Below are 14,033 nucleotides of genomic sequence, written 5' to 3' on the forward strand. Positions count from 1 at the left end.
TGATTAGTGGTGTTAATGGAAGACGATCCGATCAAGGAGGCATCCGTTGACTACAACGTCCAATCCGTTGGCAGCCAACCGCCAGCCCGGCGCCCGCGGACACGTGTGGTGCGGGCCGTGCCGGTCCAGTGCCCATCTGGCCATCGAATCGATCGAATCGCTGGAACCGCATTCGGGAGAACTAAGGGTCGGTGTGGACTACGTGTGCACGCGGTGCCAGACGTTTTACACCCACACCGCGGCGTTCCACGAGGTTGCGGCCGTACTCAACAGAACCGGGACACTTGCCGGCGTGGTGCAGTTTGGTGGCAAATACATTCACTGCGGCGAGCTGATGTCGTTCTCGCGCATGGCCTTAAGGAGTGTGCATGTGCGGATCCCTTCCAGTGATGCCAGGGGCGAACTGCCTGCCGTGCACCTGAGGATCAAGGTGTTGAAATGCCAATGCGGCTTCCGGATGGAGTTGCCCGCCTAGTGAAGGAGTCTCCGTGAATGTACTGGTGAAATTGTTCGGCCTGGCCGTCAGTCTTGGCGCCGGAGTGCTGGCCAACAAGACGCTTGAGGGTATCTGGGAGAAAAAGACGGGGAAGCCGGCGCCCAAGGACGGGACTGATCTCAACGACTCCCTGGGGGGTGTGCTCGTCTTCGCCGTGGTCTCTGCAGATGTTGGTGCTGTGGTGCATGTCCTCACCCAGCGCGGTACGAAACGCGCAATCGCCCGACTCAGCAAAACGGCAGACGAGGTGTAGCGCCATGGCAATCGCACGATTTCCCGGACTGGTCATCGATTGCCCCGATCCCGCAGCCCTGGCAACCTTCTATGCCGAGTTGCTCGGCTGGGAAGTGACTGACCAAGGCGACTGGGTGGATATCCGTCCCGAGGACCGCAGCAACTGCATCTCCTTCCAACAAGTTGAAGGCTACCGGGCGCCGGAATGGCCTGACCAAACCGTCCCCCAGCAAATGCACTTGGACATGGTGGTGGAGGACCTTGACAAGGGCGAAGAGGTGGCGGTGGGTCTCGGGGCCACCAAGGCCGAGCATCAGCCCGGTACCACGTTCCGGGTGTTCCTCGACCCGGCCGGCCACCCCTTCTGCCTCTGTTTGTCGTAGATTTCGCGGCTGGTCCTCGACGGTTCCGCGGCTGGGTCCGGCCGCGGCGGGCTTTAGCCCTGCTGCGCCGCCCACTCCTCGACGCGACGGTTGCTTTCCTCCTCCGAGAGGTCTTCAACGCGGGTCATGATGGACCAGCGCACCCCAAACGGGTCCCGGATGCTGGCGTAGCGGTCACCTGAAACAAAGGTGGCCAGCGGCTCCCGGATGGTTGCGCCGGCCTGTTCGGCTTTTTGGACGAGGCTGTCGGCATCTGTGCAGTAGAGGCCGAGTGAATAGCAATCGTCGTCGCCCTTCGGTGCAGGAACCAGATGATATTCGGGGTTGGGTTCGCCGAGCTGGAGGTGGCCGTTCCCGAAGTCGAGTTCTGCATGGACCACCATCCCGCCGAACTCGGTGGAGCTGATGACGCGGGCGCTGAAAACGTCCCGGTAGAACTCGATGGCTTCCTTGGCAGAGGCGACTGCCAGGAAAGGCGTGAGGCTCGTCAGCCCATGCGGGACTCCGCGGGTGGTGTGCTCGCCGTGCGCAGCTGTGGTCGATGGGGTACTTGTAGTATCTGTCATGGTCTTGACGCTACGTGGCCGGCATCCGCCGGCGCTTGGAGATTCGCGACAGGTTGGGGAGCATCGCGTGGACAGTTCGTTCAAGGGCATCCTGTACCCGGCCAGGCTTCCTACATTTCACAGAGTTGCGACGCCGGCATCGGTCTCGAACCTGGTGCAGTGGTTTTGGATCCCCGAGTGGGACATCGAGCCCGGGCGCACCTCCCGCCAGCACCTTATCTCGTACCCCGCGTCCAACTTGGTGGTGCAGACTACCAATGTGGTGTTCTCCGGCCCCACGACGCGTGCCGCGCATCGCGACCTGACCGGCCGGGGTTGGGCTGTCGGCGCACTGCTGCTTCCAGCGGCCGTACCGTTCTTCACTGAGAATCCGGCCAGCCTGCGAGACACCGAGGCGGCCTTGCCATTGGCGGAACTGCACCTTTCCGTCTCGGCCGCCATGAACGCGTCCGACGGCGACAACGCGTCCGACGGCGGCGCTCGCCGGGAACGGGCAGTGGACGCCTTTGTGGCGTGGTTGGCTTCTTTGGGCCCTGCTCCGTCCGAGGAGGCTTTGCTGGCGAACCGCCTCATGGAGGTGGTCTCGGGTCCTGACGTCTCAGTCATCGAGGAGGTGGGCGAGAGGCTCGCAGTCTCGCCCAGAACGTTGCAGCGTGTGGCGAAAAAGTACATCGGCCTCAGCCCGTCCGTGCTCATCAGGCGCCGACGGCTGCAGGACGCCGCCGAGCTGGTTCGTTCAGACCCAGGCGTTGACCTGGCGGGTATCGCTGCGGAACTTGGCTACGCCGATCACGCACACCTCACCAACGACTTTCAGAAACACCTGGGATTTACGCCGAGCACGTACCGGCGGTCATTCAAAGCCTGAGACCTCCCTTTCAGGGAGCTCGCAGCCCACATCAACAAAGTACTCGCACTGCCATTGCTGGGACTGTTTCGCTTGGCGGTTTGCAGTGGCAGACCATGGGGGATACACCCTGAAGCCGCGTTTCCCGCCCCTGCCGTCAACCGACACGATGCCGTGCGTGACCAGTGCCGACTTCGGAAAGACAAAGTGACCTAACCGGGAACCTTCGCTGACAATGATCACCAGGGTCTCAGTGTCGTCTTCCGCCGGGAACGGCTCTGTGGAGCCATCGACCGCCCGCCGCCATACGGCAACGAACAGTCCAACCTTCGTTGGCGTCAGCTTGCCGACGCGGAAGCGGACCAGCGACTGCCCGGTGCGGGCCGCAGCGGCCCCGTACTCGCTGTTGTCGGCCTCCGGCGTCACGGCGGAGTACCGCTCGCCTGACGGATCGAGGAGCCGGACCGCTGCTGACACGTGGGGATGAACGCTCCCAGCGAGCAATGCGACTCCTGCCTTCAGGTCCGGGCTTCGATAACCGGCAACGTCCTCACTATAGGGGAGGCTGCGAGCCGCGCTGCTCCACCGGGAAGACTCCGTACGGGCACGTCTGCGGCAATCCGCCCTAACCCTGCCTCAAACCCTGCGCATCAAGCACCAGATTGGCCGTGATGAACCGCCCGCAGTGCTCGCCGTAAGGGTAGTCGCCCTTTGGCGTGAAGGTCAGCGTGCGAACTGGCAGTGCGGTTCCGTCCGCCGCACTGCCACTAACGGTCGCGTCGATGGGTGACTCGGTCAGGGTGGGCAGGAAGAGACTGCCGTGCAGGGTGCCGTCAGGTGAGGATGTCGCCGAGCACACGCCGTCCGGTGAGCACCCTTGGTCGATGGCAACACTTCCGGGGAAAAGCTCCAGCACGTCCTCGGTGCACGTGCCGTCCTGGCAGGCCTTCATACGGACGGACTTCACGGAGTCCACGTAGCTTGCCGGGATCGTCAGGGAGACGACGGGCGCCATCGCGATGGCCGGGCACGGGGGTGGTGATTCCGGATAGCAACCAGGAATCAGCGAGGTCATCGCCGCAAGGGTCACAGCCAATCCGATCTTGCCCATAATTCAGCGTAAGCCGCACCTGCGTTCCTGCACCCGGGTCCCGGGCAAAAGGCACCCGCATCGTTACGGCCCCCACGGGCTCGTTGCCGAACCGACACCACACCCGGTTGCCGCTTAGGCTGGGAGCCGCAATCCGCCGTCGTGGACCTCGGCCAAACCGTCACGCAGCAGTCCGGTGAGTGCCCTTTCGAGCTGCTCCGGTGCTGAATTGAGCCGGTGCAGCGCGGCAAGCGGAATCCCGACGTCTGTCGGCGCGAACCCGAGGTCCGCTGGCGCCTGCTCGAACATCTCGCGCGGTATGGGAGTGGCGGCTACGCGCAGGACCGCCATCACGGCCCCGCGGACCTGCCGGTCTGTGCCGTGCCAGGCCTGCCCCTTTGGGGTGTACGACGGCGGCGGCTCACCAGCCGCGAGCCAGGCGCAACTCGAGCGGACAGGACAGTCAGCGCACTTGGGGCTGCGGGCCGTGCAGACAATGGCGCCGAGTTCCATCACCGAGGCGTTCCACCGCACGGACAGGTGCCGGTCATCAGGCAGGAGTGCATCCGCCAGTCGCATCTCGGCGGCCGTCAAGGCTTGCGCCGGCAGGGCATGCCCTGACACCAGCCGCGCATGAACACGCCGGATGTTGGTGTCCACCACCGTTTCGCGCTTCCCGAAGGCAAACGCCGCGACGGCAGCAGCGGTGTAGCCTCCGACTCCCGGGAGGCCCAGCAGTTCGGGGTAATCGTCCGGAACATCGCCGCTGTGGTTGTCCCGGATGGCGACGGCGGCCGCATGCAGACGCAGGGCACGGCGCGGGTATCCGAGCCTGCCCCAATGACGGACGGCCTCGCCGGAGGGCTCGTTGGCAAGGTGCGCCGGGGTGGGCCACCGCTCCATCCAGTCGAGCCAGACCGGGAGAACACGGACCACCGGGGTTTGCTGGAGCATGACCTCGCTGACCAGGATTCCCCAGGGGCTGCAATCTGGTTCACGCCACGGCAAGTCCCGGGCGGTTTCTGCGAACCAATCGTCCAGTGCGTGATGCAGTTTTGCCAGTTCGTCGGTTCCGGGAAGTGTCATGTGTGAGATCTCCCGGTGGTTTGGATCGAGGGTCAACGGGCCGGCATCTGACCGCTGGAATGCTGCCATCCACTGTAGTGGATCCAGGCAACTGTCGGGCGTGTGCGCAGTCCATGGTGCACGTCACAGTGCGCCGGTTTGGTGCGCTGCGGCGTGGTGGTGAGGCGCCCCGGCGGCGGCGCGCCTAGCCTAGAAACATGGCCAATCAGGGTAAAAAGCAGTCGACCGCGCGCACATCAGCGCCGGCGAAAGGCGCTACCCGTAGCTCTGCCGGCAACGGGCACCCGGGAAGCCCCGCACCGAGGCGGCGTCCGAGCCCGGCCGTGTACCGCCGTCGTCGGCTGTTCGTCTTCGGTGCGCTGCTGGTGGTGATCGCGTTGCTCGTTGGCGGATTCGCGGCGATCAGCAGTGCGCTCGCAGGGAATTCAGATCCTTCGGCTGTTACTTCGCCAAGCGGTGTGGCCACTGAAGGGCCTGCGCCGACGCAGGCGGGCACGCCATCCGCCGGACCAGCCACGCCCTCCGCGTCGCCGACTCCGGTGTGCGACCTGAACCTGGTGACCGTTGCTGCAGCCACCGACAAACCTGCATATGGCGGCGAGGAAAAGCCGCTGCTCACCATGACCATCACCAACGGCGGAACCGCGCCGTGCCAGGTCAACGTGGGCACGTCCCAGATGGAATACCTGGTGATGAGCGGGGCGGACAGGATCTTCTCATCGAGGGACTGCCAAGCCGCGAGCGAGGACCTGGTCAAGACGATCCTCCCGGGCAAGAGTGAGACAGCGAACTTCCCTTGGGAACGTAACCGCACCCTGGAGGGCTGCTCGGCAATCAACGCGAAGCCGGGGGCAGGCGGCGCGTATTACACTTTTGTGGCTCGGCTGGGGAACAAGTCCAGCGCCAAAGCCGTCTTCCAGCTGAACTAGCCGACTCCGGGCAGCGGCCGACGGCGGCAGCCGGGTTTTAGAGGAAGCGGTCCAGCAAGCTGGCCTCGGCCATGCGGCTCAAGCCCTCGCGGACCGTGCGGGCGCGCTGGTCGCCAATGCCGTCCACTGTCATGAGGTCGTCGATGGTTGCGGCCATAAGGTTCTGGAGTCCACCGAAGTAGTCCACCAAGCGGTCCGCCACGGCCTTGGGTACCGACTTCAGGCCAGACAACAGGCGGTAGCCGCGCGGCTGAACCACTGCATCCAGCTGCTCCACTCCACCGGGGAAACCAATGATGTGGGCGATCCTGCTGAGGTCGATCAGTTCCGTCGGGCCAAGGTTGAGGAGTGCTTGGACGGCTTCATCAATGTCCTCGGGAGTGGCATCGGAGTCGGAGTAGTCGCGGATGATGACGTCACTGCCGGGGCCTCGTCCCATAGTGAGTTCCTCGACCTGCAGCGACAGCAAGCGGCCGTCTTCACCCAGTTCCAGGACGTATTGGGCGATTTCCTCGGAAATGCGGCGCACCATTTCCTGGCGTTGCAGGGTGACTGCGACATCCCTGACCGTAACCAGTGCCTCGATCTCAAGGGCAGAAAGGGAACTGGTGACCTGGTCCAGCCTGGCGCTGTACCTTTCCAGCGTGGCAAGGGCCTGGTTGGCCCGGGCGAGAACCTTCTCGGAGCCCTCCAGCACGTGGCGCAGGCCGTTCACATACAGCGCGATGATCTGCATGGACTGGCTGACGGAGATCACCGGAACGCCGGTTTGGATTGCGACGCGCTCGGCCGTGCGGTGCCTGGTGCCGGATTCCTGGGTTTCGATGCTGGCGTCCGGGACCAGCTGTACGGCCGCACGGACAATGTTGCTGGCGTCCTTGTCGCAGATGATGGCGCCGTCCATCTTGGCCAGCTCACGGAGGCGGGTGGGGGAGAATTCGATGCCGATATCGAACCCGCCCGAACAGATGGAGTCGATTGTGCGGTCCGAACCCAGGACGATCAGCGCTCCCGTGCGTCCTCGAAGGATGCGCTCCAAGCCGTCGCGCAACGGAGTTCCGGGTGCGACTCTGGCCAGAGTCGCCTTGAGCGATTCTTCCGGGCTCCGGGCCATAGGGTTTCCCTTCGAAGGTGCAAGCCACGGCTCACAGACAAGCTGAATCCGGCATCCGTGGGCACTTCAAAAAATGCACTGATGACGACAAGCACAATGATATGGCTTCAACGCACCGTTAACCGCACCAGCAAGCCCCAAAGTGGGTCATTTCGTTATGTTCGGGGATGGCTGGAAAGTGCTTTGGTGGCCAATCGAGGGGAACCTTATTTCCGTCAATTGGCCACCTTGCAGCTAGTGCTGGCCGCGCCGAAGCCCGGTCAGCAAAGCACCACCTGCCTCGCGCCAAAGCCCCTGGCCGCCCGGCGCAGCTGAATGCTCCTCTTGGTATTTAATCCAATCGCGGTACTCAGTGATGTCCCGTCCGTCTGCCGCAGCCACGGCGTCGCAGGCGAATCCGACTGCCTTGCTGCCGTCGACCAGCGTGATGGAACCCAGCAGCATAGGGTCTGGCAGCTCCGCCAGGAAAGATCCCAGAGCTGCCGGCGAAAGCAACCACCTCTCCGCGACGAGTTCGGCACCCCGTGCAGATCGAATGACGCCAGGCTTGGCCGGTGTGGTCTCCAAGGCCACCATCCGGTATTGCGCGGCAGTTGTCACGGTGCCGTCCCAGAAGGCTCCGTGGCGTTCGAGTTCTGCCACCAACGGCTGGCCCTTCCGGTGCGCCCCCACCACCACTAAAGGAACGACGGCGGCTCCCGCGGCAATCGGCCACGGCAACCTGGGTGCGGTGGACTTGGCTGCGGCTCCCGCGGCGAACTGTTTCGGTTTCTCCGGCGTGAGCTCGATCCGTCGGGCAATGTCCGCGGCGACCCCGTCCTCAAAAGTGCGGGCCACGACCGTCAGGCCGAACTGGGACATGCCGCCGCTGTCGATTACGGTGCCCGCGGGTACGGCTACAGCACTGAGGTCGAAGAGGTTGCAGAAATTGGTATACGTACCCATTCGCGAATTGACCCCCACGGGATCGGCAGCGACTTCCGCCAAGGTTGGGTGGAACGGTGCTGTTGGCACTACCAGTGCGTCGAAGCCGTCCAGCCGAAGCATCGCTTCCTGTTTGAGATGCTCCAAGGATGCGGTGTCTGCGACGTATTGGTGGGCGGGTACCGTACCTGCCGCGCCGACGATGCCAGCCACGGTGGGATCGAGCGTCGCGGAAACCCCGCCGGTCTGTGCTGCGTCGACAAAGCGGCCCACGGCAGCGTAGCGTTCGGCGACCAATCCGCCGTCGTACAGCAACCTGGCTGCTTCGAGGAAGACGTCCAGTTCAACGGGTTCGGCCACTACCCCCGTTGACCGTAGCCGCTCAATCCGGGCCTGGAACGCTGACGCCCACGCATCCGGGAGCGCCGGCAGGGCAGCGGGATAGGCCACCCGTGGTGTGGACGGTGCAGCGACCTTGACGTCGGCGGGCCAGGTGCGGCCGTTCCCGGCCATGATGCCCATGGCGAGCTCGGCGGTTGCCAGGTCACGGGCGAAGATCGTGGCGGTATCCCATGAACGGCAGGCAGGAACCACACCTACGGTGGACACCACGCCCAGAGTTGGCTTGATCCCCACGATCCCCTGCAACGCGGCGGGAATCCTGCCCGAACCTGCCGTGTCCGTCCCGACGGCAAGGTCTACCAATCCAAGCGCCACAGCTACAGCGGAGCCGGAACTCGAACCGCCGGAGATCCGGTCCGGACGGCGCGAATCGCGCACTGCACCATACGGGCTCCGGGTTCCCACCAGGCCAGTGGCGAACTGGTCCAGGTTGGTGGCCCCCAGGACCAAGGCGCCCGCAGCGCGAAGCTTGGCAACCGGGACCGCATCCTGTGCAGGCTCCTCGCCAAAGCCGGGACACGCCGCCGTCGTGATCAAACCGGCAACATCCACGTTGTTCTTCACAGCGAGCAAGAGGCCGGCGAGCGGCAAGTCCTCACCGGCTGCCGCAGCGGCGTCAATCCGTGCCGCTTCGGCCAGCAGTTCATCCCGCCCGCGCAAGTGGATCCAGATTTCAGGACGATCGACGGCGTCAACCGCCTCGAGCGCCGCGTGGACGCGTTCTACCGTGGCTCGCTTAAGGGCGGTCATGATGCGCTCCCTTCCAGGGCAAACGCAGGTTCCCGGACGTCAATTGGTTCAAGGACCACCAAAGCTTCACCGGCCACCACCTGCGCGCCGGCCGAGGGCAGGACGCGGTGCACTATGCCATCTACAGGGGCCTGAATGACCGTTTCCATCTTCATCGCTTCAAGGGAAACCAAAGACTGGCCAGCTGCCACCACGTCACCCGGTTCCACGTCAACTTTCCAGACGCTGGCCGCGAAGGGCGAGGTCACCACGCTGCCGCCATCAGGCACAACCACGTCGTCGGCAGGTGGAGCCAAGGAAACAGCCTGCTCCGCGCGGTCAAACTCGCCGGCTACCTCCCAGGCCTGGCGCTCCGCGGCGAAAGCCGCGGACTGTGTCTCGCGGAACTCAGCAATCGAGACGCTGTTGTGCTCCAGGAATTCCTCATGCTCAGCCAGCGAGAACGTCCCGTCCTCAATCTCCACACCCCGGCCCCGGCCAGCGGCCATGTCGGCGCGGAGGTCAAGGAGTTCCTCCGGGCTGACGGGGTACCAGGAAATGCGGTCAAAGAACCGGAGCAACCACGGCGAGCCCGGCTCAAACGGCGCAGAATCAGCGTAACGCGACCAAACCTGCGTGGTGCGTCCAACAAACTGGTATCCACCGGGACCTTCCATGCCGTAAATGCACATGTACGCACCACCGATGCCCACGGCGTTCTCAGGTGTCCACGTGCGGGCGGGGTTGTATTTGGTGGTGACCAGCCGGTGCCGCGGATCCAAGGGAGTTGCTACCGGTGCTCCGAGGTACACATCGCCCAGTCCCAGCACGAGGTACTCCGCGTTGAAGACTGTATCGAAGACATCGTTGACGGAGTCCAGGCCATTGATCCTGCGGATGAACTCGATGTTCCACGGGCACCACGGAGCGTCGTCGCGGACACCGGCCATGTAGCGCTCGATTGCATCACGGGTTGCGGGGTCGTCCCAGGACAACGGGAGACGGACAGCCCGGCTTGGCACTACCAACTCCGAGCTTGCGGGAAGGACGGCGTCGACTTCGCGCACCAGGCCCAGCAGCTTTGAGGTGGGAAGGACCGACGGATCCGCCTTGATCTGCAGCGAACGGATGCCCGGGGTCAGATCCACGATGCCCGGGATGCGGAGCCGCTCAAGTTCCTGATGCAAAGCGTGGACACGGGCACGGAGGCCAAGGTCCAGCACCATGTCGCCGTACTCCACCAGGAGATTGTCATCACCGGAGCGACGATAGGTGACAGCAGGCCGTCCGTCGCCTTCGGGCACACGGCCCAGCACACCGTCGTCGCCATCTCCGCGAAGCAATCCGGCGCGGGCGGATGCCGTGCCGGTACTGAAACCGCGGCCACCCGGCAGTATCAGCTGCCTCGCGGCGCCGAGTTCCCTAATGGAAGGCGCCTCGACGGATCGGATGGGCACAAAGCGGACCTTGTCGCCGGGCCGCAGCTGCCCAAGCTTCCAGCGCTCGCCGGTGACTACGGTGACGGGGCAGACGAACCCGCCCAAACTCGGGCCGTCGGGGCCCAGGAGGATCGGCGTATCTCCGGTGAAGTCCAAGGCACCCACTGAATAGGCGGTGTCGTGGATGTTGGAAGGGTGCAGGCCGGCCTCGCCGCCATCATTGCGTGCCCAGCGCGGCTTGGGGCCGATCAGTCTGACGCCGGTTCGCGCCGAGTTGAAGTGGACCTCGTACTCGGCGGCATAGAGTTCCTCAATGTCTTCCCGTTGGAAGAATTCGGGAGCACCATGCGGTCCTTCCAGCACGTTGAGCTGCCATTCAGAGGTGAGGGCAGGGCGGCTCTCCGCGGGAACAGGGCCGGGCACGGTCTCAGGCAAGTGCCCGGTGGCCGTGCGGAGCACATCGCCGGCCCGCAGAACCCGGCCGCCGTGGCCACCGAACTGGCCCAAAGTGAAGGTCGACGCACTGCCGAGGTACTGGGGAACATCAATCCCACCTTCGAACAGGACGTAACCCCTCAGCCCGGTTCCCTCTGCCGATCCGACATCCAAAAGACCGTTCGCAGGGACTGTGATGGGCTCCCACGTGGTTGCAGGGTTGCCGTTGATGGTCACTGTGACGTCCGCGCCGGTGACGCACACTGTTGTTGCGTGGGTGAAACGGAGCGCCGGGCCGGACATGGTGAATTCCAGGCCTGGTGCGCCCTCGGGATTGCCCAGCGCGGTGTTACCCAGCCGAAACGACAGGTCATCCATGGGGCCGCTGGGGGGCACGCCAATCTGCCACAGGCCGGTCCGTCCGGGCCAATCCTGCACGCTGGTCTGGAGGCCGGGCCGTTCAACGGTGATGCGCGGTTCAGGGTCGCCCACGGCATTCAGGGTTCCGGTGGAATGGGCTGCGGCGCGCACCACATCCATCCCGGCCACGGCTCGCAGCATGCCAAGGTTGGTCTCGATGCCGTCGATGCGCGTCTCTGCCAGAGCCGAGGCCAAGCCGTCGAAGGCAGCATCGCGGGTAGCTGCCGACGTAATGACCTTGCCCAGCAGGGGATCGTAGCTGGTGGACACTTCGCTGCCGGTCTCCACCCAGGCGTCAACACGTACGACGTCGGAGGCCGGGTAGTGTGCGTTGGTGACCGTTCCGGCGCTGGGTTGGAAATTCCGGGCCGGGTCTTCTGCGTAGATGCGGGCTTCCACAGCATGGCCTGAGACGGGAACACTGTCCGGCACGCCCAGGAGTACTTGCTCCTGCTGGGCGAGGTTCAGCATCCACTCCACCAAGTCCACGCCTGTGATGGCCTCGGTGACCGGGTGCTCCACTTGCAGACGTGCGTTGACTTCCAGGAAGGAAGCCTCCTTGCGGACGGGGTCGTAGACGAACTCCACTGTGCCCGCCGAACGGTAGCCCACGGATGCGCACAGCGCACGGGAACTCCGGTGCAGTTCCTCCCGCAAAGCATCAGGGAGATCCGGTGCAGGGGCTTCTTCGACCACTTTTTGGTGGCGGCGTTGCAGCGAGCAATCGCGGTCGCCAAGGCTCACCACACGGCCCGCACCATCGCCGAAGACCTGAACTTCGACGTGGCGGGCATGTTCGATGTAGCGCTCTGCGAAGACACCGGCAGTCCCGAAGCTGGAACTGGCCAGCCGGGCGACCCGGGAGTAGTTGTCCCGGAGTTCGGTTTCGTCGCGGCAGACGGCCATACCGATGCCACCCCCGCCGCCTGTTGCCTTGAGCATGAGTGGGTAGCCGATGGTTTCAGCCGCTGCTACTGCTTCATCCAGGTCCTCAAGAAGGCCGGATCCCGCGATCATGGGAACCCCGGCACGTTGCGCGGCATCCCGGGCTGTGTGCTTGGTACCGAAAATCCGGAGCTGGTCCGGGGTAGGACCCACAAAGACGAGGCCCGCTGCCTCAACTGCTTCCGCGAAGGCGGCGTCCTCGGACAGGAATCCGTAACCAGGGTGAATGGCGCCGGCGTCGGTGGCAGCCGCCGCACTGAGGATCGCGTCAACCCGCAGATAGGACTCCTTCGCGGGAGCCGGCCCCAGCAAGACGGCCTCGTCCGCGAGCTTCACATGCTTGGCCCCGCGGTCCGCTTCGGAGAAAACGGCGATGGTGCGCAGCCCCATTTTGCGGGCAGATTCAATGATGCGGCAGGCGATCTCGCCGCGGTTGGCAACCAGGAGGGTATCGAAACGGTTCATGCGCGGGCCTCCGGACGTGTGACGATCATGCGCACGGGCGTTGGGTTGAAGCCGTTGCAGGGGTTGTTGATCTGGGGGCAATTGGAAACCAACACCAGCGTGTCCACTTCAGCGCGGAGTGCCACGCGCTTGCCCGGCGCGGACAGCCCGTCCACGATGCCAAGGGCGCCGTCAGGATCCACTGGCACGTTCATGAACCAGTTGATGTTGGACACGAGGTCCTTCTTGCCGAGATCCCACTTGGCACCTTCGATGAGGAAGTTCTCAACGCAGGCGTGCTGTTGGTGCGTGTGCTGGCCGTAGCGCAGTGTGTTCGACTCCTGGGAGCAGGCGCCGCCGATGGTGTCATGGACACCGATTTCGTCCGCCACCACGGTCATGAGCTCCTGGCCGCCGTCGGCGCGGAGGACGGAACCGGTAGTGAGGAAGATCGAGCCCTGGGTCGCGATGGTCACGGCGGCCGAGTAACGCGTGCCCGTGTCCTTCGCTGCGTAAAGAATGCAGTCCACGGCCTGGTTGCCATCGAGGTCAACAATCGTGAGGACGTCGCCGGCCGCGACAACAGCGGACCACGGTCCCCGGGCTTCCACGAACTCGTCCAGTACTACGTGGCCGGGGATCAGGGCGGGGCTGGTAGCTGCAATGGCGGTCATGCGGAGGTCCTTGCGTTGTAGTCGAGTTCGGTGTTCTGGAGAGCGAGACGCCCCTCAGGGCCAAGATCCACGTTGAGAGTTCCGTCTACGAGTGCCTGGAGATCCTGCGGAGCCCGCCACGCGACAATGTCAGCGGCGCTGCCGGCGAACTCCGGACGCGGGTCCAGCGGATGGGCGGTGTTGGCCAGTACCAACACCACGTCCATGTGGAGAAGAAGTTCGACGGCGGCTCCGGCGCCGGCGCTGCCGACGAACCGGAAACGGCCGTCCCCGTCCACAGTGACTCCCTTGAAGAACGACACCGACGGCGGCAGTTGCCTTTGGCTGATGCCGTGCTTCATGCCACCAAGAGTGAGCAGTTCACGGCCGGCCGGTGAGATGCTGTGGGCCGATCCGGCACCGTACTTGGCCGTGTTGCCCGCCAGATGGGTGGTGCCCGCGAGGGCATCGTGCTTCCCGGAGGAGTCGGCCACCACGGTTGCCATGAGCCGGCCGGCGTCTGACAGCAAGGGGTGGCCCGTGGTCATATACGCCTGCCAGGGGACCTTGACGGTGTCCGCCACGTTGAGCCGCTCGTGCTGGGATCCGCTTCGGATGATGACGGCGTGAACGCAAGCGTCGCCGTCGAGGTCGGTGATCCTGATCCGCGTCCCCCGGGCCAGCGCCAGATGGGTGTAGCGGCCGGAGGCGAGCGTTTCCGCCCAAGTCAACGAGTTCCTTGCCTCCTGGGAGAGGGCCTCCGTCAAACGTGCGGGCGCTGAGGCCGGCGGGACGTGAATCATGGTGTCGGAGGTGCGTCCATGTTGGGCGCGCGCGTGCAGCTTGGCGCCAGCCGTAGTGGCAGTACCGGGGGCATTTTGGAGAGTCTCAGTCATG

Annotated in this window: 14 protein-coding genes; 5 read left to right on the forward strand and 9 right to left on the reverse strand. The window is 64.6% G+C overall.

All coding sequences use genetic code 11. The features are described 5' to 3' along the window. Positions 1 to 46: 46 nt before the first annotated feature. Genes ACIQC5_RS20325 through ACIQC5_RS20335 form a run of 3 tightly spaced genes read left to right on the forward strand, consistent with a single transcriptional unit; the run spans position 47 to position 1,113 of the window. On the forward strand, positions 47 to 475 hold the full coding sequence (locus tag ACIQC5_RS20325) for a hypothetical protein (protein ID WP_400286599.1): 429 nt from the start codon (positions 47 to 49) through the stop codon (positions 473 to 475). 13 nt (positions 476 to 488) lie between these two features. Next, positions 489 to 749 carry a DUF4235 domain-containing protein gene (locus tag ACIQC5_RS20330; protein ID WP_400286602.1) on the forward strand — a complete coding sequence of 87 codons (261 nt, stop codon included), beginning with the start codon at positions 489 to 491 and terminating at the stop codon, positions 747 to 749. 4 nt (positions 750 to 753) lie between these two features. Further along, positions 754 to 1,113, forward strand: a complete 360-nt coding sequence (locus tag ACIQC5_RS20335; protein WP_400286605.1) for a VOC family protein — start codon at positions 754 to 756, stop codon at positions 1,111 to 1,113. Between the two features lie 53 nt (positions 1,114 to 1,166). Here the strand turns inward: ACIQC5_RS20335 and ACIQC5_RS20340 are convergent, their stop codons facing one another. Continuing rightward, on the reverse strand, positions 1,167 to 1,679 hold the full coding sequence (locus tag ACIQC5_RS20340) for a VOC family protein (protein WP_400286607.1): 513 nt from the start codon (positions 1,677 to 1,679) through the stop codon (positions 1,167 to 1,169). A gap of 67 nt (positions 1,680 to 1,746) precedes the next feature. On the opposite strand from ACIQC5_RS20340, the gene ACIQC5_RS20345 reads away from it, so the two are divergent. Then, complete coding sequence (locus ACIQC5_RS20345; RefSeq protein ID WP_400286610.1) at positions 1,747 to 2,547, forward strand: helix-turn-helix domain-containing protein; 801 nt, start codon at positions 1,747 to 1,749, stop codon at positions 2,545 to 2,547. On the opposite strand, the gene ACIQC5_RS20350 is transcribed toward ACIQC5_RS20345, so the two are convergent. The 3 genes from ACIQC5_RS20350 to ACIQC5_RS20360 all read right to left on the reverse strand — a co-directional run bounded on the left by ACIQC5_RS20350 (position 2,533) and on the right by ACIQC5_RS20360 (position 4,702). Further along, entirely contained in the window at positions 2,533 to 3,003 is a 471-nt protein-coding gene (locus ACIQC5_RS20350) for a MepB family protein (RefSeq protein WP_400286612.1), read from the reverse strand. The two genes, ACIQC5_RS20345 and ACIQC5_RS20350, sit on opposite strands and share 15 nt — an antisense overlap. A 148-nt stretch (positions 3,004 to 3,151) precedes the next feature. Continuing rightward, positions 3,152 to 3,637, reverse strand: coding sequence for a hypothetical protein (locus ACIQC5_RS20355; RefSeq protein ID WP_400286614.1), 486 nt, complete (start codon positions 3,635 to 3,637; stop codon positions 3,152 to 3,154). A gap of 114 nt (positions 3,638 to 3,751) precedes the next feature. Next, positions 3,752 to 4,702 (reverse strand): A/G-specific adenine glycosylase, encoded by a 951-nt coding sequence (locus ACIQC5_RS20360; RefSeq protein ID WP_400286617.1) that lies wholly within the window; start codon positions 4,700 to 4,702, stop codon positions 3,752 to 3,754. A 197-nt stretch (positions 4,703 to 4,899) separates the two neighbouring features. On the opposite strand from ACIQC5_RS20360, the gene ACIQC5_RS20365 reads away from it, so the two are divergent. Continuing rightward, positions 4,900 to 5,631, forward strand: a complete 732-nt coding sequence (locus ACIQC5_RS20365) for a hypothetical protein (protein ID WP_400286620.1) — start codon at positions 4,900 to 4,902, stop codon at positions 5,629 to 5,631. A 37-nt stretch (positions 5,632 to 5,668) separates the two neighbouring features. Here ACIQC5_RS20365 and disA read toward each other — a convergent pair whose 3' ends face one another. From disA to ACIQC5_RS20390, 5 genes are all read right to left on the reverse strand, one after another. Further along, complete coding sequence (disA, locus tag ACIQC5_RS20370; RefSeq protein ID WP_400286623.1) at positions 5,669 to 6,745, reverse strand: DNA integrity scanning diadenylate cyclase DisA; 1,077 nt, start codon at positions 6,743 to 6,745, stop codon at positions 5,669 to 5,671. A 234-nt stretch (positions 6,746 to 6,979) separates the two neighbouring features. Then, the gene (gene atzF, locus ACIQC5_RS20375) at positions 6,980 to 8,821 is read right to left on the reverse strand and encodes an allophanate hydrolase (protein ID WP_400286626.1); all 1,842 of its coding nucleotides are present in this window, start codon (positions 8,819 to 8,821) and stop codon (positions 6,980 to 6,982) included. Continuing rightward, positions 8,818 to 12,504 carry an urea carboxylase gene (uca, locus tag ACIQC5_RS20380; protein ID WP_400286629.1) on the reverse strand — a complete coding sequence of 1,229 codons (3,687 nt, stop codon included), beginning with the start codon at positions 12,502 to 12,504 and terminating at the stop codon, positions 8,818 to 8,820. Before uca ends, atzF begins: the two co-directional genes overlap by 4 nt. Next, positions 12,501 to 13,157 (reverse strand): urea amidolyase associated protein UAAP2, encoded by a 657-nt coding sequence (locus ACIQC5_RS20385; RefSeq protein WP_400286631.1) that lies wholly within the window; start codon positions 13,155 to 13,157, stop codon positions 12,501 to 12,503. The genes uca and ACIQC5_RS20385 overlap by 4 nt, the downstream gene beginning before the upstream one ends. Then, entirely contained in the window at positions 13,154 to 14,032 is an 879-nt protein-coding gene (locus ACIQC5_RS20390; protein ID WP_400286634.1) for an urea amidolyase associated protein UAAP1, read from the reverse strand. The genes ACIQC5_RS20385 and ACIQC5_RS20390 overlap by 4 nt, the downstream gene beginning before the upstream one ends. Position 14,033: the final 1 nt, after the last annotated feature.

Source organism: Paenarthrobacter sp. NPDC092416, assembly GCF_044755025.1.
Lineage (GTDB): Bacteria > Actinomycetota > Actinomycetes > Actinomycetales > Micrococcaceae > Arthrobacter.